The 17,828-nt window shown below is 67.4% G+C and carries 19 protein-coding genes; 7 read left to right on the top strand and 12 right to left on the bottom strand.

The features are described from left to right. Positions 1-33: 33 nt before the first annotated feature. The 3 genes from ACODSY_RS18975 to ACODSY_RS18965 are packed head-to-tail and all read left to right on the top strand — an operon-like array spanning position 34 to position 2,962. Entirely contained in the window at positions 34-483 is a 450-nt protein-coding gene (locus ACODSY_RS18975) for a DUF3617 domain-containing protein (RefSeq protein ID WP_488953444.1), read from the top strand. Positions 484-530: 47 nt separating this feature from the next. Next, positions 531-1,322 carry a tryptophan 2,3-dioxygenase gene (locus ACODSY_RS18970; RefSeq protein WP_488953443.1) on the top strand — a complete coding sequence of 264 codons (792 nt, stop codon included), beginning with the start codon at positions 531-533 and terminating at the stop codon, positions 1,320-1,322. Continuing rightward, entirely contained in the window at positions 1,319-2,962 is a 1,644-nt protein-coding gene (locus tag ACODSY_RS18965) for a tetratricopeptide repeat protein (protein WP_488953442.1), read from the top strand. Before ACODSY_RS18970 ends, ACODSY_RS18965 begins: the two co-directional genes overlap by 4 nt. Here ACODSY_RS18965 and ssb read toward each other — a convergent pair. The 10 genes from ssb to flbT form a co-directional block, all read right to left on the bottom strand. Then, positions 2,959-3,441, bottom strand: coding sequence for a single-stranded DNA-binding protein (gene ssb, locus ACODSY_RS18960; RefSeq protein ID WP_488953441.1), 483 nt, complete (start codon positions 3,439-3,441; stop codon positions 2,959-2,961). The genes ACODSY_RS18965 and ssb overlap by 4 nt on opposite strands. Positions 3,442-3,571: 130 nt before the next feature. Beyond that, a complete protein-coding gene (locus tag ACODSY_RS18955) occupies positions 3,572-3,952 on the bottom strand; it encodes a hypothetical protein (protein WP_488953440.1) in 381 nt (126 codons plus the stop codon). A 9-nt stretch (positions 3,953-3,961) separates the two neighbouring features. Further along, positions 3,962-4,597, bottom strand: a complete 636-nt coding sequence (locus ACODSY_RS18950) for a hypothetical protein (protein ID WP_488953439.1) — start codon at positions 4,595-4,597, stop codon at positions 3,962-3,964. A gap of 121 nt (positions 4,598-4,718) precedes the next feature. After that, entirely contained in the window at positions 4,719-7,520 is a 2,802-nt protein-coding gene (locus tag ACODSY_RS18945; RefSeq protein WP_488953438.1) for a hypothetical protein, read from the bottom strand. A 139-nt stretch (positions 7,521-7,659) separates the two neighbouring features. Further along, complete coding sequence (locus ACODSY_RS18940) at positions 7,660-8,496, bottom strand: flagellin (RefSeq protein WP_488953437.1); 837 nt, start codon at positions 8,494-8,496, stop codon at positions 7,660-7,662. A gap of 178 nt (positions 8,497-8,674) precedes the next feature. Continuing rightward, on the bottom strand, positions 8,675-8,956 hold the full coding sequence (locus ACODSY_RS18935) for a flagellar protein FlaG (protein ID WP_488953436.1): 282 nt from the start codon (positions 8,954-8,956) through the stop codon (positions 8,675-8,677). A gap of 125 nt (positions 8,957-9,081) precedes the next feature. Beyond that, on the bottom strand, positions 9,082-9,909 hold the full coding sequence (locus tag ACODSY_RS18930) for a flagellin (RefSeq protein WP_488953435.1): 828 nt from the start codon (positions 9,907-9,909) through the stop codon (positions 9,082-9,084). Positions 9,910-10,191: 282 nt separating this feature from the next. Further along, entirely contained in the window at positions 10,192-11,019 is an 828-nt protein-coding gene (locus ACODSY_RS18925) for a flagellin (RefSeq protein ID WP_488953434.1), read from the bottom strand. A 280-nt stretch (positions 11,020-11,299) separates the two neighbouring features. Beyond that, on the bottom strand, positions 11,300-11,668 hold the full coding sequence (flaF, locus tag ACODSY_RS18920; protein ID WP_488953433.1) for a flagellar biosynthesis regulator FlaF: 369 nt from the start codon (positions 11,666-11,668) through the stop codon (positions 11,300-11,302). Beyond that, the gene (flbT, locus tag ACODSY_RS18915) at positions 11,628-12,053 is read right to left on the bottom strand and encodes a flagellar biosynthesis repressor FlbT (RefSeq protein ID WP_488953432.1); all 426 of its coding nucleotides are present in this window, start codon (positions 12,051-12,053) and stop codon (positions 11,628-11,630) included. The genes flaF and flbT overlap by 41 nt, the downstream gene beginning before the upstream one ends. Before the next feature lie 201 nt (positions 12,054-12,254). Here flbT and ACODSY_RS18910 point away from each other — a divergent pair, with 201 nt between their 5' ends. Together ACODSY_RS18910 and ACODSY_RS18905 are read left to right on the top strand one after the other, a co-directional pair. Continuing rightward, positions 12,255-14,051, top strand: coding sequence for a tetratricopeptide repeat protein (locus tag ACODSY_RS18910; RefSeq protein WP_488953431.1), 1,797 nt, complete (start codon positions 12,255-12,257; stop codon positions 14,049-14,051). A 59-nt stretch (positions 14,052-14,110) separates the two neighbouring features. Beyond that, positions 14,111-14,590, top strand: a complete 480-nt coding sequence (locus ACODSY_RS18905) for a hypothetical protein (RefSeq protein WP_488953430.1) — start codon at positions 14,111-14,113, stop codon at positions 14,588-14,590. Here the strand turns inward: ACODSY_RS18905 and pseH are convergent. Beyond that, a complete protein-coding gene (gene pseH, locus ACODSY_RS18900) occupies positions 14,587-15,153 on the bottom strand; it encodes a UDP-4-amino-4,6-dideoxy-N-acetyl-beta-L-altrosamine N-acetyltransferase (RefSeq protein ID WP_488953429.1) in 567 nt (188 codons plus the stop codon). The genes ACODSY_RS18905 and pseH overlap by 4 nt on opposite strands. Continuing rightward, positions 15,150-15,848, bottom strand: coding sequence for a cytidylyltransferase domain-containing protein (locus tag ACODSY_RS18895; RefSeq protein WP_488953428.1), 699 nt, complete (start codon positions 15,846-15,848; stop codon positions 15,150-15,152). Before ACODSY_RS18895 ends, pseH begins: the two co-directional genes overlap by 4 nt. A 186-nt stretch (positions 15,849-16,034) precedes the next feature. Here ACODSY_RS18895 and ACODSY_RS18890 point away from each other — a divergent pair, with 186 nt between their 5' ends. Both ACODSY_RS18890 and ACODSY_RS18885 read left to right on the top strand, forming a co-directional pair. Continuing rightward, positions 16,035-16,904, top strand: a complete 870-nt coding sequence (locus ACODSY_RS18890) for an AAA family ATPase (RefSeq protein WP_488953427.1) — start codon at positions 16,035-16,037, stop codon at positions 16,902-16,904. Positions 16,905-16,992: 88 nt separating this feature from the next. Then, positions 16,993-17,790 (top strand): hypothetical protein, encoded by a 798-nt coding sequence (locus ACODSY_RS18885; protein ID WP_488953426.1) that lies wholly within the window; start codon positions 16,993-16,995, stop codon positions 17,788-17,790. Positions 17,791-17,828 lie beyond the last annotated feature (38 nt).

Genomic DNA, 17,828 nt, shown 5'->3' with positions numbered 1-17,828 from the left:
CGCGCCGGAATCAGCCGTAGAGTGCGCCGCCTCATGAGATCCCTGCCCATCCTGCTCGTCGCCCTCGCCGTCACCGCACCGGCGAGCGCCGTGGCCGCGACGACCATCCTCCCCGGCTACTGGGAATCGACCAACCGGCTGCTGTCGCCGATCAAGCAGACCAAGACCGAGAAGCGCTGCATCACGCCCGCCGACGTGGACAAGTTCCTCGCGGGCCCCTCGAACCGCCACTACGCCTGCAGCTATCCCACCAAGGTCTTCTCCGGCGGCCGGATCACCCTGAAGGGCACCTGCGTCAGCAAGAAGGGCCGCAAGGTCGCGGTCCAGGGCTCGGGGGCCTACACGCCGACCAGCTTCAACCTGACGGCGGAGATCGCCACCGAGTTCCTGGGCCTGGACATCGCCGGCAAGGCGTCCACCGAAGCGCGCCGCCTCGGCGACACCTGTCCGGCGCCCGAACCGAAGCCTGAGGGGGGCGGCTAGCCGCCGACTTGACAGGCTCACCCGGCGCGCGTCCCTCAGGCGGCAAGATGACGACGAACATCACCTACGCCGGCTATCTGGGCCTCGACCAGCTGCTCGCCGCCCAGCATCCCACCACCGACCGCCACGACGAACTGCTCTTCATCGTCATCCACCAGACGAAGGAGCTGTGGCTCAAGGAGATCATCCACGAGGTTCGGCTGGCCAAGCGCCTGATCCGCACCGACGAGGTGGAGCCGGCCTACAAGGCCCTGGCCCGCGTCTCGCGAATCCAGACGATCATGACCCTGTCTTGGGACGTGCTGGCGACGATGACGCCCGCCGACTACCTCAGTTTCCGCGCCGGGCTGGGGACCAGCTCGGGCTTCCAATCCTGGCAGTTCCGCACGCTGGAATACCTGCTGGGCCTGAAGGACGCCTCGTTCCTGGCGTTCCAGGACGAGGGCAGCGAGGCCATGGCGGCGCTGAAGTACGCGCTGGAAGGGCCCAGCCTGTATGACGACGCCATTCACCGCCTGGCCGCCCACGACCTGCATGTGCCCACCGAGGTGCTGCAGCGCGACGTGACGCAGCCCTACGAGCCGGATCCGGCGATCGAGGAGGCCTGGCTGACGGTCTATCGCGACACCAAGCGCTATTGGGAGCTGTACCAGCTCGCCGAGAAGCTGGTGGACCTGGACGACGCCCTGCTGACCTGGCGGCACAAGCACGTGCTGACCGTCGAACGGATCATCGGCGGCAAGCGGGGCACCGGCGGCAGTGAAGGCGCGAGCTATCTCCAGCGCACCCTGCAACGTCGCTGCTTCCCGGAGTTGTGGTCGCTCAGGACGCGTCTGTGAGCCGGACGGCGGACGACCTGCTGCGCCGGGCCGTAGACGCCGAGCGCCGCAAGGATTTGCCCGAGGCCGCACGCCTCGCCCGGGAAGCCACGAGGATCGATGGGCGGAGCGCCCAGGCCTGGCGCCTGTCCGGCCTGTATCTCGAGAAGATCGGCGACTACGCGGGCGCGCTCGAGGCCTATGGCGAAGCCCAGTCCCTGGCGCCCGACGACGCCGGCCTGGCGCGCGACCTCGCCCGGCTGGCCAGCCTGCTGGACATGCCCGAGCTGGCCGAACGCTTCCTGCTGCGCGGTCGCCAGCAGGACCCCGGGTCGTTGGAGATCGCCAACGACCTGGCCTACGCGTACTGCGCACAGTCGCGGTTCGACGAGGCCATCGGCCTGCTGCAGACGGCCCTGACCGCGAACCCCGGCTCGGCGCTGCTCTGGAACACCCTGGGATGCGTGCTGTTCGAGTCGGGCCAGGCGGCGCAGTCGCTGGTGTTCTTCGATGAAGCGCTGCGTCTGCAGAACGATCTCCACGCCAGCCATTTCAACCGCGCCAATGCGCGCAAGGCCGTGGGCGACATCGGCGGCGCGTTGCGGGACGCCGAGCAGGCCATCGCCCTGGGCGGCGAAAGCCTGGCCCAGCGCGCGATGTATCGCTACGCCCGGGCCCTGCTCCTGCTGACGGCCGGCGAGATCGGAGCGGGCTGGGACGCCTATGACGTTCGCAACGAAGAGGCCTATCCCGACTTCGTGCGCCACGAATTCCTGGGCGAACGGTGGCGTCCTGGGCAGCCGCTCACGGGGCGCCGCGTGCTGGTCATGGGCGAGCAGGGTCTCGGCGATGAGGTGCTGTTCGCCAATGTGCTCGGCGACGTCGCGCGGGATGTGGGTCCCGACGGCCGAATGCTGGTGGCCGTGGAGCCACGCCTGGTGAGCCTCTTCCAGCGCTCGTTCCCAGCCGCGACCGTCCTCGCCTACGACACCCGGCGCGAGGCGGGCCGCGCCGTGCGCAGTGTTCCGGGCCTGATGGGCGACGCCTACGACACCTGGGCGCCGATCGGCGACTTCCTGAGGGAGCGCCGCCGCGAACTCGCCGGCTTCCCGACGGCGCCGTCCTTCCTGCGGCCCGATCCGGACCGCGTGGAGCACTGGCGAGGCGTTCTGGCCGGCCTCGGCCCCGGCCCCAAGGTGGGCGTGATCTGGCGCAGCCTCCTGATGACGTCCCAGCGACAGAAATTCTACCCGCCGCTTGACCACTGGGCGCCGGTGTTCACCGCGCCCGGAGTGACCTTCGTGAGCCTGCAGCTCGGCGACAGCGCCGACGAGCTTCGCGCCATCGCCCAGGCGACCGGCGCGGACATCCGGGTCCTGCCCGGCATCGATCTGCGCACCGACCTGGACGAGATCGCGGCCCTCTGTTCGGCGCTGGACCTAGTCGTTGGACCCGCGACGGCGACGACCAACATCGCGGCGGCGGTCGGGGCCGAGACGTGGTTCGCCACCACCCCCGACGCCTGGCCCCGGCTCGGCGCCGAGGCCTTTCCCTGGTACCCGCGCGCCCGGGCCTTCTCGGAGGCAGACGGCTACGCGTGGGACAGGGTGATGGCGCGCATCGGCGCCGCGCTGCGCGCCGAGTTCCCGGCCGCGAATTAGAACGGGATTTCGTCGTCCAGGTTGGCCGAGAAGTCTTCGCTGGGGCGCGAGCTGGACTGGCGCGGGCCCGACGAGAAATTGCCGCCGCCCGAATAGCCGCCGCCTTCGCCCTGCTCGGCGTCGCCACCGCGGCCGCCCAGCATGGTCAGCTCGCCGCGGAACTTCTGCAGCACGATCTCGGTGGAGTACTTCTCCTGGCCCGACTGGTCGGTCCACTTGCGGGTCTGGATCGCGCCCTCGATGTAAACCGTCGAGCCCTTGCGCAGGTAGTTCTCGCAGACCTTCACGATGTTCTCGTTGAACACCACCACGCGGTGCCACTCGGTCTTTTCCTTGCGCTCGCCGCTGTTGCGGTCGCGCCAGGTCTCGGAGGTGGCGATGCGGAGGTTGGCGACGCGGTCGCCCGAGCCCAGCGAGCGGATTTCGGGATCGGCGCCCAGGTTGCCGATCAGGATGACTTTGTTGACGCTGCCCGCCATTTCGATGTGTTCCTTGGTTTCCGTAGAAAGCGAGTTCGTCGCCGGCGCGCACGCTAGCCGGTCGCAAATCCGTTAACAAGCTTAAGTTCTATTTTTGTTCCGCACCGTCCACAGCAGAATGGCCGCTAACTCACGGTGTCTGCGGCATGGCGCCCGGGATCGCCAGACGTCCGTCGCCGGTACGGACCAGGGCGACATAGCGAGGCCCCTCCAACGACGTGGAGGTGAAGACGCCTTCCTTCTGCAGGAACAGGAAGTTGGCCTGGTAGGCGCCGTAGATCTCCTGCTGGTTTCCGCCCAGGGTCAGGAACTTGATACGCATCGCCTCGAGGTTCGCGGCGCAGACCTCCAGACTCTTCGCCTGGACCAGCTTGTTGTACTTCAGCGAGCCGTCCTTCTGCGGGACCACGTGGTAACAGACGCCGGCGTCGCCGGGCGGGGTGGTCTTCTTGGCGCAGGCGGAGAGCGCCAGGGCGGCGGCGGCGAGGACGAGGAGCGGCTTCGGCGACATGGGCCGAACCTACCCCACGGGCGGCAGACTGCAATCCGGCGCTTGCGGGGCCAGGGTGCGGAAGCTGCGGTTGTCGTCCGAGATCTCAACCTTGCCGGCCACGAGCCGCAGCGTCTGGGTCCCGAAGCGCCCGTAGGTAGCGCCCCCCGGACGCTCGCAGCGGCCGGCGAACAGTGTCTGCACACAGGCGTTCAGGTCGCCCGCTTCGGGGACACGCCGCCATCGGCCGCCGCCGTGGCGCCAACAAACCGCGGCCTGGGTGGCGTCCTCGACAGGCGTCGAGGCCTCCGCCGGCGGGAGCGAGGACTCCTCGGTCGTCGAGACGGCCCCCTCCTCCACCGGCGGCAGCGGGACCAGCTGGGCGCCGGCCTGTTGCGCGGCGGCGAGCGCGCCGGTCTCGTCCAGACCGACGTCGAGCGCGTCGGTGGCCACGCCGTTGCGGCGCGCGCAGTCCGTCAGGGTGAGCTCGCCCACGAACTGGCCCTGCACGAAGCAGCGGAGCGGCTTGCCGGCGTCGATCTTGCCGTCCTCGGCCGCGCTCGAATCGATAACGAGGCCGCCCTCCGAGGCCGGCGGCGGAGCCGATCCCCGATCGCCCGACACGAGGACCCAGGCGATCGCGCCACCGGCGAGCAGCGCGCCCAATCCGCCGAGTACGACAAGTGGCGGACCCCGGCGCGCCGGTCGGGGATCTTCAGGGCGCTCGGGGGCCGGAGGCGTCTCCATGGCGTCTGGCTAGCCCCCTGGAGACGGCCTTTCAAGCCATCTAGCCGCCGAGGCGGGTGAGCGCGGCCTGATAGTTGGCGATCTGGTTGGTCAGATAGGCCGGCACGGGCCCGGACGCAGCCGCGGCCGCGGCGGTCGCCTGCGCGGTCTTGGGCGAGGCCAGCGCCACCAGTTCCTTGTACGCCTTGCGGATCACGCCCATCGCCGTCGCGATATCGGCGACGGTGTGGGCGATCTCGGTCTCGTTATCGAGGTTCAGGTCGGCCTCGAGGCCCAGGCCGAAGATCTGGCCCTTGCCGTCCGCCGGTCGGCTGACGCCCTTGTCGTCCACCTCGGTCTTGCGAATGATCCCCTCCGGGATCCCGAGCAGTTCGAGGGCGTCCTTGCCGTCCTTGCCGGCCGCGAACTCCACGATGGTGCGGTCGTTCAGCGGCGCGACGGTTATCTTGCGCACGCCTTCGGACGTGCCGACCGTGACCTTCGCCTGGAAACCCGTGGCCCGCTTGATCTTCTGGGCCAGGGTGTCGACCGTGTCGTTGTTCTCGATGGTCACGGTCTGGAAGCGCCCCGTGCCCACCCGCACTTGGAACTGTTCGCCCGGACGCAGCGAACTGCCGGCCGTGATGCGCTGGCTGTCCACCAGGTCCAGCGTGCCCTTCGGGAGGCCGAGGCGGTCCAGCGAGCTCGCGCCCGTGGCGTCGATCGCGATCGAGGTGGGCGCCGCATAGCCGTCCTTGCCGGTGAACCGCCGCTGCCAGGCGACGGCGCCCGTGGCGGTGTCGATCTGGGCAAGGAAGCCGTCCTTCTTGCCGACCGCCGCCTGGCCTTCAACGTCGCCGGTCCCGGCGGACCCGGCGATGTAGATCTTGCCGTTCGACACTGTCAGGCCGGTGGCCCTATCGTCGCCGGCCCCGCCGTAGAAGGCGATCGAACCGCCGGCGGAAAGGTCCTTGGGAATCCGCGCCGCGAAGGCGTCGAGGCCGCCGTTGTGCGCACCAGCCCCCACGCCGCCGCCCGCGAGCGAGGCGTTTGCGGTCGAGCCGGCGATGACCACGTCGCCACCGTCCAGCGCCAGGCCGGCGATGTCGCCCCCCTGCAGATCGCCCAGGTCGCGGGTCGAGGTCAGCACCGGCGAGCCCGACGAGATGTCGAAGCGGCGCAGCACCGCGCGGCCGTTCTCGACGCTGGCGGTCACCAGGTTCGTGCCGTCTAGCACCATGCCCGCCGGACGGTCGTCGCCTGCGGAGCCGAAGTTCATCGTAAAGGTCGCCGGGACCTTGCCCTTGGTGGCGAGCGCGGTGGACGGTGGACCGAAGCCTTCGATGTAGCTGTCCCACCCGCCGATCTGGGAGCCGCCGGGCAGCGCCGACTTCGAGCGGCCGGCCACATAGACCATGCCGTTGTCGCCGAAGGTGATCTGGCTGGCCTCGTCCGCCAGCCGCGCCCCGCGGCGCTGGGTCCACTCCTCCTCGCCGTCGGCATTGAACACCGTGACGAAGCTGTCCGTCTCCTTGGCGAACGTGCCGGTGGCGCCCGAGTTCAGCGCGCCTTCCTGCGCGCCGTTCAGCGTCCCGGTCACCGAACCGGCGATGGCGATCTTGCCGTCGGCCGAGACCGCCAGGCCCAGGCCGGTGGCTGTGTCAGACGCCCCGAGGGTGCGCGTGAAGAGCAGGTTGCCGGCGGCGTCGTACTTCAGGAGCGCCACGTCCTGGTCGCCCTTGATCTCCTGCCCGCCCGTCTTGTTGACGACGTCGGCCAGCATGTAGACCGAGCCGTCCGGCCCGACCTTGCTCTGGCGGACGGTCTTGATCTCCGGACCGAGCGTCTTGGCGAAGGCGCGGCCATCGACCCAGTTGGCGTCGTTCTGGCCCTGCACGGGATCGCCTACGCCCACCGCCGATTCGGTCTGGAACTTCAGCAACTGCTGAACCGCGCGGCTGTCGTTGGTGGTCGTCTTGCCGTCGGGGTTCGGGTCGCCGACGCTCTGGGTCATGTAGACGGCCGGCGCGGTGGCCGCCGCGCCGAAGGTCACCGTCTCGCCGTTCGGCTTGATCTTGAACGCCCACTGGTCCGGCCCGGGACCGAGGCTGATGGTCTTGCCGTTGGCGACGACCGTCTTCTCTGCGCCCGGCAGGCGTTGGGTCGCGAACCGCGTATCGACGCCGGCGGCCTGCAGCTTGCCATTGATGAAGTTGACGACATTGGCCACCGAGCGGGTGTCCGAACCCATGTCGTTGAGGTCGACGTCCACATTATAAGTTACGCCCGACCGCTTGACCGCAATCTGGAATTTCACATCGCCGGCGAACTGCGGGACGGCATCGTTGCTGGTGCCGGCGAAGATCGGCGCCGTGGTGTACTCGGTCTTCTTGGCGGCCACTGGAGCCGTCGTCTTGGTGGTGGCGCCGACGTCGCCGGCCGTGAGGCGCACCATGTCGAGGTTCGCGCCTTTGGCGTAGGTCAGGATCTCGTCCAGCCCGCTGGAGAAGGTCTTGGCGATGCGCGCCTGCTCGGGGCTGGTTAGGCCCTTCTTCTGATACTGGTCGACAACGCCCTGGAGCGTCGAGAGGCCCTGGTAGAGCGAGAAGAGCTTGCGGTAGTCGTCGCTGGCGCCCGGCAGATCGAGTTGCGCCGAGTTCGGATTGACGAACTTCCGTCCCGCCAGGACCGCCTTCACGGCCGCAGAACTCTCCGCCGGCGTGGTTTCCTGTGTCCAGGGGGCGGTGGGCGCGACCTTCTTGGTCGCGCTGGAGCCCAGGCCCGAAAGGCCCGCGCCGCCGCTCACGCCGAGGCGGGCGTTGTAGATGCCGAGCAGCAGACTGGGATCGATCGGGGTGACCATGGCGCTCTTCGGCGGTTAGCTATTCCGCCATTCAGACCCTAGGGCCCAGATCGTTTACGGGTTGCTAAGGCGACAGGAAAAAGGGCCCGGGCGACACGCGCCCAGGCCCTCGTACGCCCCAACGGAAACGTCTGGCGGCCTAGCCGCCGCGGAAGAGCTGCAGCACGATCTGCGGCGCCTGGTTGGCGATCGACAGCGCCTGGGCGCCCAGCTGCTGCTGCACCTGCAGGCCCTGGAGGCGAGCGCTTTCCTTGGCTAGGTCGGCGTCCACAAGGTTGCCGACCCCAGCTTCCAGCACGTCGGTGAGCTTGGAGACGAAGCCCAGGTGAGCCTCGATCTGCTTGCCCTGCGAGCCGAGGTTGCCCAGCGCCTGGTTCACCTGGCTGATCGAGGTGTTCAGCGAGCCGAGAACGCCCGTGGCGAGCGTCACAGTGGTGATCGAGGCCGTCGAGGCCACGGTCAGGATACCGCCGCCCAGCGACATGTTCTGAGTCGAGAGCGTGATCCGCTGCGTCGCCTCGGCGTTCGCCAGGAACTGGATGTTGGCGCCCACCGAGCCGTCCAGGAGGTTCGCGCCGTCGAACGTGGCGTTCGCCACGACCTGGGTGATCTGGCGCAGGATCGAGCGGAAGTCGGAATTCAGCGCCGTGCGCGAGGCCGTATCCAGCGAGGTGTCCATCGCGGCGACGACCTTGGACTTCAGGTCCACCAGCAGGTCGGAGATGGTCTCGCCCGCGGTCATGCTCACTTCGGCGATGGATTGGGCGCGATCCAGGCTCATGCGCACCGCGCCGAGGGCGCCGATGTCGGCCCGCTGCCCCTGGGCGATGGCCCAGACGGCGGCGTTGTCCTTGGCGTTCGCGATCCGAAGACCGGTGTTGACGCGGTTCTGGGTGTTGGCCAGCTCGTCGTTGGTCCGGTTCAGGTTCTGCAGCGCGGTCAGCGCGGACTTGTTCGTGTTGACGCTGATCGTCATGACGCTCTCCTAGCGGCGGGACGCCCTCGGCAGCGACTCGCTACCCGGACGTGGCTTCAGGCTAGGAAGCCCTGGTTCCAATATGGTTAACAACATTAACGACGTTCGCCGCCGCCAGGCGCGCCTGGGGCGGTTGGGACAATTTGTCCCGGTTCAGGAGGCAGCCGTAGCTCCCGGATCAGGCCTTGGTCTGGATGACCGAGCCGGCCTCGTATTGGAGGGCGTCCCGCAACTTCAGGATCTCGGCCCTGGGAAGCTGCTGGATGACCTCGCCGGTGACCCGGTTGATCGTCTTGTAGACGTAGGAACCGGTGGCTTGATCCTGTTCGATGACCAGTCGCATCTCGACCGTGTCCGGACCCTTCGCCGCCGGCGGCTCGCTCTGGGCGGGCGCGACAGGCTGCGGCTGGGTCGTTGCGGACACCGGCGCGGGCGCGACGGCCGTTGCCTTACTGTCCATGTCTCCTTCGCTGAACTGGCGTACAGCGCTCCAGACTTAGTGCGACCGGCGGACGGGGTTTCCCCCGCCCGCCGATGCAACTGATGAACCGGCCAGCCGCGCGGGCGGCTCCCCGGCGCCAGGCCTTAACGGAAGAGGCCGAGCAGGATCGACGAGGACTGGTTGGCGATGCCCAGCGCCTGGACGCCCAGCTGCTGCTTGGTCTGCAGCGACTGGAGGCGGGCGCTTTCCTTCGCCAGGTCGGCGTCGACGAGGTTGCCCACGCCGGCGTCGATCGAGTCCTGAAGCTTGTTGACGAAGTCCAGGTGCGAGCCCAGCGACTTCGAGCCGGTGCCGAGCTTGCTCAGCGCCGTCGAGACGTTGGTGATCGACGTGTTCACCGTCGCGATCATCGCCGTCGCCGACGTGATCGTGCCGATGGTGCCCGCCGCGGCGACGGTCACGTTGGAGCCGCCCAGGGCAAGGCTCTGGGCCGCAACCGTGATCTTCGAGGTCGCATCGGAGTTCGCCAGGGCCGCGATCGTCGTGCCGCCCGACTTGACCATGTTGATGCCGTTGAATTCGGCATTGTCCACGGCCTTCTTGAGCTGGTCGCGCAGAGCCTTGAAGTCTTCGTTCAGGGCGGTGCGGCTGTTGGTGTCCAGCGAGGCGTCGGCCGAGGCCAGAGCCTTTTCCTTCATCTGCAGGAGCAGGTCGGAAACGGTTTCACCGGCCGAGATGGCCACGTCCACCGTCGATTGACCACGCTGCAGCGATTCACGAACCGCATTCAGCGACTGGGAGGCGGCGCGTTGGTTCTGAGCGATAGCCCAGACGGCGCCGTTGTCCTTGGCGTTGTTGATCTTCTTGCCCGTGTTGATCCGGGCTTGAGTCGTTTGCAGGTCGTTGTTGGTCTGATTCAGGTTTTGCAGCGCAACCATGGCGCCGACATTGGTGTTGACCGAATTGGTCATCGTAGCAGTCCTTCATTGTAAGGAGCCGGCTCCGTTCTGGCGCCGGTGGGCGTTTTGCCCTGCACGTGAAGCAGCAATCCGCAGGCCATTCCGGCGTTAACGGAATGACGGTCAACTCACTGGGATGATTACGTTATTGGGTTGTAAGGGTTACTCTTGCCCGGCAACTCTTGCCTAGCTGGACCCCTGATCGGCAAAAATTGCCGCGCCCATGCGGCAGCTTCTGCCGGGGCGGAAAGAGGCCCCGGGCGGGCCGTGAAGCGCGCCCGGGGCTTATGAACTCTACCGGAACAGACCCAGCAGGATCGACGAGGACTGGTTGGCGATGCCCAGCGCCTGGACGCCCAGCTGCTGCTTGGTCTGCAGCGACTGGAGCTTGGCGCTTTCCTTCGCCAGGTCGGCGTCGACGAGGTTGCCCACGCCGGCGTCGATCGAGTCCTGGAGCTTGTTGACGAAGTCCAGGTGCGAGCCCAGCGACTTGGAGCCCGTGCCCAGCTTGCTCAGCGCAGTCGACACGTTGACGATCGAGGCGTTGACCGCCGTGATCATCGCCGTGGCCGACGTGATCGTGCCGATCGTCGAGGCCGCGCCAACCGTCACGTTGGAACCGCCCAGAGCCAGGCTCTGCGCCGTCACCGTGATCTTCGACGTCGCGTCGGAGTTCGCCAGAGCCGCGATCGTCGTGCCGCCCGACTTGACCATGTTGATGCCGTTGAACTCGGCATTGTTCACGGCCTTGGCGAGCTGATCACGCAGAGCCTTGAAGTCTTCGTTCAGGGCGGTGCGGCTGTTGGTGTCCAGCGACGCGTCGGCCGAGGCCAGAGCCTTTTCCTTCATCTGAAGGAGCAGGTCCGAAACGGTTTCGCCGGCCGAGATGGCCACATCCACCGTCGATTGGCCGCGCTGGAGCGACTCACGGACAGCGTTCAGCGACTGGGACGCGGCGCGTTGGTTCTGGGCGATGGCCCAGACGGCGCCGTTTTCCTTCGCGTTCGCGATCCGAAGCCCGGTGTTGATCCTCCCTTGAGTCTTCGCCAGGTCGGCGTTGGTCATGTTCAGGTTTTGCAGCGCGATCATGGCGCTGACGTTCGTGTTGACCGAATTGGCCATTGGGTAGTCCTTCCATTCTGGAGGGGTGTCCGGACTTCTGCCGGCGAGCGATTTTTCGCTCCCTCAAGGCCTCGCAAGCGCCGGGCCAGGATTAACCACGACCGACCGTTGATATGTGCTTGTTTTGCCTATGGTTTTTGGATAACGCCGCAACGCGACTTCTAGCGCTGCTTAGCTATATTCTGCAGCCCGGCAGGACCTGCCGAGCGCCTTTTCCCCGACGCAGCAAAAAGGCCGCAGCATGGCTGCGGCCTTTGTCAGCTCGCGATCAAGGTGAGGCTCAGGCGGCGGCCTGAGCGCCCTGGTTCGCGAGGCCCTGCATGATCATGCGGTTGACCTCGATCAGGGGCTCGAAATCCTCCTGGTTTCGGATCACCAGGGTGGTGTGCTTGCTCACCCAGATGCTCAGCGAGATGATCGACGCCCGCAGGGGGGCCGGCAGTTGGTTGCCCGAGCTGGAACAGTCGGCGCCGAGCGTCGCCCACAGTCGGCGGTTCCAATCCAGGGCGTCGACGCGCTTAGCCACTTCCGTCCGGTCGAGCTTGGAAGCTTCCATCAGCGCGCGGGTCACCTGCGCGAACAGACGGTATTCCATGTCGCGGGGATTCTCAGCCCGCGTCGCCGCCTGTTGATACGCCTGAAGGGACATTCCCCAGCCTTTCGTCTTCGTACTCGATGAGTTTCCGGCAGAGCATGAGCGCCTTGTAGTACTCGCGCGCCATGCAGTGCTTCGAGATGTTCACGCACTCCGCCAGGATCGTGGGGTTCGAAATGACCCCCATGAATTCCGTCAGCCGTCGGACGAACTCGTCGTAGTGACGTTCGGCCGCCGTCTCATCGAGGTACATCATCATCACGGGGAAATAGATCCGCCGCGCAGGTGTCTGGACCTCGTCGGGCTGCATGATGTCCTTCTCGCGAAGGACGGAAGCCTTGTTCTGGAGGACGAGCACGGCCCGGCGATCACCGTTCTGAACGACCGCGCCGTTCAGAACGAATTTCTCTCCGGGCCTCAGTGACAGCTTCAGCGGCAAGTCCCGCCCCCTGTTTTCGGAGTCCAAGAACCGGCGATGCGATTCGAATGAACCATATTCGCCCTCCTTGGGTCCGAACGCACCCTACGCTTACCCATTGTCCGTTAACGCCCGATTGCCGGGCGCTTTCGGCGACCACCTTAAGCGCGGATTAAGCATAATCGGGGCAACTGGCGGACCATCCTCCGGAGTCCCTGTCCCATGACGCCCAAGGCCCCGCCCAGCGCCGCGTCCGCCCACGCGCTCGAGAGCGCTGTCGGACCCGCAGCCAGCGCGCCGCGGATGGTGGGCGGAACGGTGGGCCAGGCCGGCTCCAGGGAAGCCCTGTCGCGGCTGACCCAGGCCATGAGCGAGCTGCGGGCCCTGGCCGTGAAGCCGATGCTCGACCGGGCGGTGGCGGCGCTCAACGCCGAGCGCCACCAGGAAGGCGCCGAGTGGGCGCTCAAGGCGCTCGACAAGGACGAGACCAACGGCTTCGGCTGGTACCTCCTGGCCATCAGCCGCGAGCGCGCGGGCGACTTCGGCACGGCCATTACGGCCTACGAGACCGCGCTGCGCCTGCTGCCCGACCACGCCGAGGTCGCCAACGACCTGGGCCGCCTCGCTTACCGCCTCAACATGAAGGAGCACGCTGAAAAGCTGTTTCGCCATTTCCTGGCGCGGCATCCCGGGCATCACGAGGGCAGCAACAACCTGGCCTGCGTCCTGCGCGACCGCCAAGCTTACGACGAGGCCACCGACCTTCTCCGATCGGCCATCGTGGCCAAGCCCGACGTGCCGATGCTGTGGAACACCATGGGCACGGTGATGGCCGAGCAAGGCGACTACACCAACGCCGAGATCTTCTTCCGCGAGGCCGTCCGGCTGGACGAGAACTTCGCGAAGGCCATCTACAACCTCAGCACCGCGCGGCTGTCCCAGGGCGACGCTGATGAAGCCCTGACGCTGTGCGAGCGGGCCATGACGCATCAGATGTCGGACGAGGAGCGCCAGCTGATGCGGCTGTCGCTCTCGACTATCCTCCTCACCCTGGGCCGAACCGGCGAGGGCTGGGACGAGTACGAGTCGCGTCTCCATCCGCACCACCCCGATTCGACGTTCTTTGTGCTGAACGTCGCCGACTGGAAGCCGGGCGCCGACTTGGCCGGAAAGTCGCTGCTGGTCGTCGGCGAACAGGGCCTTGGCGACGAGGTGCTGTTCGCGAACCTGCTGCCCGACGTGATCGAGGCCCTGGGGCCCGACGGCCGGCTGACCATCGCTGTCGAACCGCGCCTGGTCCCGCTGTTCCAGCGCAGCTTCCCCACCGCGACGGTCGGACCGCACGCAACCTTCCTGAAGACGGGCCGCACCTATCGCACCCTGCCCTTCATCGAGGACTTCGCGGCGTTCGACCTCTGGGCGCCGATGGGGTCGCTGTTGCGCGAGTTCCGGCGCTCGATCAACGCCTACCCGGACCGCGCGGGCTTCATGGCGCCGGACCCCGAGCGCGTCGCCCACTGGAAGCGGGAGCTCGAGAAGGCGCCCGAAGGGGTCAAGGTCGGGCTGCTCTGGAAGAGCAACCTCGTGAACAGCGCCCGGCGCCGCTTCTTCTCGCCCTTCGCCGACTGGGCGCCGGTGCTGCAGGCCAAGGGCGTGACGTTCGTGAACCTGCAATACGGCGACTGTTCGGACGAGATCGAGGTCGCGGAACGCGATTACGGCGTTCGCATCTGGACCCCGCCCGGCATCGATCTGAAGCAGGACCTGGACGACGTCGCCGCGCTCTGCTGCGCCGTGGACCTCGTCGTGGGCTTCTCCAACGCGACGCTGAACCTGGGAGCCGCCTGCGGCGCACCGACCTGGCTGATTTCGGTGCCAGGCGCCTGGACCCGCCTCGGGACGTCCCGATACCCCTGGTATCCCCAGGCGCGCACCTTCACCACGCCGGCGTTCGGCAACTGGGGCCCGGTGATGGAGGCGGTGGGCGAGGCGGTCGAGGCCTTCGCGGCGGAACGCTGACCCGTTCCAGGGATTGATCGCGCAAGGCGCCGAGACCGGCGCAGCGCGAGGAGTCCCCGATGTCCGAACGACCCGATCTCGACGGCCAAGACGCCCAGGACGGAGCCGAGGCCTATGACGCCCTGCTCGACGACGACGGCTCGGAGCTGGGCGAAGAGCGCACCTTCGAGGAACTGCCCGAGGTCGAGGACCTGACCCAGGTCGACGGCGACCGCGACGACGACGAGGCCCTGGCACTCGACGCCGACGAATTCGACCCCGACGCCATCGACGACGCGGACACGGAAGAGGACGACGAGCTGGACTACAGGGCCGCCACCGCCGAGCGTGAAGACGACCTCGACGGCCAGGGCCCGGAAGACAGTTACGACGACGCCCGGATCGCGCGCAGTGACATCGATGGCCTGGAAGAGACCCGCGACGCCGACGCGGTGGACGGCGGTGAGGACGACTTCAGCAACTTCGAAGCGCGAAAGGTGGACGACGCCGACGTCCAGGACCTGGGCTACACCGGCCCGGACGGCCGGGCGAAGCGCTAGTTGAGGTCGAAGCCCTTCTCACGTAGCCGGGCAAGGCTGTGCGGTCTTTGCACGGCCCAGTCCTCCGCGAGCAGGCCCAGGCCGACGACGTCGAGCGGCGCGCCGTTCTTCCATACGTGCGCGCGCAGCAACGCCTCGCGTCGGAAGCCGAATGACTCGTGGAGTTTCCAGACCGCCTCGTTGCCGACGAGCACCTCGCAGCACAGCTTGTTGAGGCCGTGGTCCGTGAAGACGTGCTCGATCACCTGGAACTCGACAAAGGCTCCGACACCCTTCCCCCGGGTCGACGGGTCGGCCAGATAGTAGGCCCACGAGCATTTCCGGTGCTGTGGAGCGATGTCGTAGAGGTTGGCCAGGCCAACCGGGCGGCCGTCGAGCTGGATGATCCAGTATTTGCGCGCCGGATCGGCCAGTGCGGCGTTGAACCACCGCTCATGCTCGGCTTCCGAGATCAGGTGGTCGCTGTACATCCACGCCGAGATTTCGGGCAGGTTCCGCCAAGTGCGAAGCCGGTCCTTGTCGGCAGCCTCGACGGGGCGGAGGAGGATTTCCGGCGCGCTCATGCGGCGGCTCCCGAACTGTTGTGCGCCAGGGCTTCGACATCGGCGCTCGTGAAGGCCGGATTTCCCGGATAGAGGCGCTGGTAGACGTCGCGCACGAAGGCGAGGTCCTCCGGAAAATCCACCGTCCAGCGCAGATGCGCGCGCGACGGCGACTGGGACAGGTAGGCCAGCTCGAACAGGTCCGGCCGGCGGTAGATGAACGGGGTCACGTGCTCGCGCTCGTAGGGATCGGTGGCTTCGCGGCAGGCCCGCTCCAGCGCCGCGCGACGCATCACCTCGGTATCGAGGCCGTGGGGGTAGGTGCGCACCGCCGGCGTGTTGCTGGCGTAGTCGGCGCCCGCATCGTGGTAGCAGTCGATGGTGGCGTCGATCACCTGCCAGTCCGCCAGCGGGCAGTCCGCGGTAAGCCGCACCACCGTATCGGCCTCCGGAACCAGGGCCATGGCGCCCGCGAACCGGTCCAGCACGTCGGTCAGGGACCCGCGGAACACCAGATGCCCCAGCCCCGCCACATACGCCGCCAGCGGGTCGTCCGAAGGATCGGTGCTGGTGGCGACCACGATGCGACCGATGCGCGCGGATCGAGCCAGGCGCTCCAGCTGCCGACCGATCATCGGTTCGCCCTGGACCGGCGCCATCACTTTGCCGGGCAACCGGCTGGAGGTCATCCGCGCCTGAAGGATCGCCAGGTTCAAGTCCGATGACCTCGTGAGTGCGCCTGCTGATCGCAAGGACTATTCCGCGTCTCCCCGCCGGGCAATGGCCTGCGCCCTTCCCTAGCGTCGGGGCGAACGCGCTTGAACATCCGGTACAGGCCTATAGTCTGCGGCCAGACAAACAACTGTTCGAACGTGGGCGTGGCGCCCACGCGGGGAGCCTAGATGAGCCAGCGTTTCGAAGGGACCGACAACTACGTCGCTACCGAAGACCTGAAGGTGGCGGTCAACGCCGCCATCGCCCTGGAGCGCCCGCTCCTGATCAAGGGCGAACCCGGCACCGGAAAGACGGTCCTGGCCTACGAGATCGCCAAGGCGCTGGGATCCGACCTGATCACCTGGCACGTCAAGTCGACCACCAAGGCCACCATGGGCCTCTACGAGTACGACGCGGTCAGCCGTCTGCGCGACAGTCAGCTCGGCGACGAGCGGGTCAAGGACGTCAAGAACTACATCAAGAAGGGCAAGCTCTGGGAGGCGTTCGAGCACGGCGGCCGCCCCGTCCTGCTCATCGACGAGATCGACAAGGCCGACATCGAATTCCCGAACGACCTCCTGCAGGAGCTCGATCGGATGGAATTCTACGTTTACGAGACCAATGAGACGATCAAGGCCGCCGTCCGCCCGATCGTGATCATCACGTCCAACAACGAGAAGGAGCTGCCCGACGCGTTCCTGCGCCGCTGCTTCTTCCACTACATCCGCTTCCCCGACGCCGAGACGATGCAGGAGATCGTCGACGTCCACTATCCAGGGATCAAGAACAAGCTGGTCGCCGAGGCGCTGCGCATCTTCTACGACATGCGCAAGGTGCCTGGACTGAAGAAGAAGCCGTCTACCTCGGAGCTCCTGGACTGGCTGAAGCTGCTGATGGTCGAAGACATCGACGGCGATGCGCTGGCCGAGAAGGATCCCACCAAGCTGATTCCGCCGCTGCATGGCGCTCTGCTCAAGAACGAGCAGGACGTGCACCTGTTCGAACGCCTCGCCTTCCTGGCGCGGCGCGAAGGGGCGGCGCGCCCCGGGCAACAGTAACTCAATACGCCTCGGCGTTACGGCGAATTCACTCGCCTTTTCGAAGGGCTCCGGCCAGCCTTCAGGGCTAGGACGGAGCCCTTTTCATATGAAGCCGCTGTTTCTGCTCACCGCCTCGGCCCTGGCCCTGACCGCCGCGGCCTGCGGCCCCCGGGTGCCGCCGACGCGCGCGGCCTTGGACTGCCCCACCACCCAGGGCGACCTGACCCGGACCTCCGCCTCGCCTGACGGCAAGGCCTGCACCTACGCCACCAAGGACGGCGCCGAGGTCACGCTGCAGCTCGTCAATGTGACAGGGGGCGTCGACGCCACCCTCGCCTCCGTCGAGAAGACGCTGCTCGCCGATCGGGCTCCCGCGGCCGTCAGCGAAGGTAAGGACGCGACCGCCCCCGGCAAGGCCGGCGCCGAGGCCGTCGCGGCCGCCGAAAAGGCGGCCAAGGAGGCCCGCGAGGACACCAACGGCCTGGACATCAAGGTCACGGTGGACGGCGAGGACCAGAAGGGCGTGGTCACGGAGAGCAACGGCAAGACCCGCGTGAACCTGCCCGGCGTCCACATCGTCGCGGACGATGCGAATGACACCGCCGACGTCCAGATCGGCCCCCTCCGCGTGAATGCGGGCGACGACGGCGCCACGATCCGCATGCGCCGCGACGTGCGTCTGCGCGGCGAGGCGCTGAATCCCGAGAAGCGCGGCCTGCGCGCCATGTTCATCTACACCGGCGAGGACCTGCCCGCCGGCTACCGTTTCGTCGGCTACGAGGCAGGCGGACCCAAGCGTGGGCCGCTGACCATCGCTGTCGTGAAGTCGAAGTCCGAAGGACCCGACGGCCACGACATCTATCCCGATGTGAAGAAGCTCGTGCGGAAGAACGGCGGCGTCTGACGCCGCCGCGGGCCGCCGGCCGCAGGCGCGGCCAACGG

This window comes from Phenylobacterium sp. FG114 (assembly GCF_057809855.1).
The sequence above is the reverse complement of the archived record's forward strand: the minus strand, read 5'-3'. Positions and strand labels throughout refer to the sequence as shown.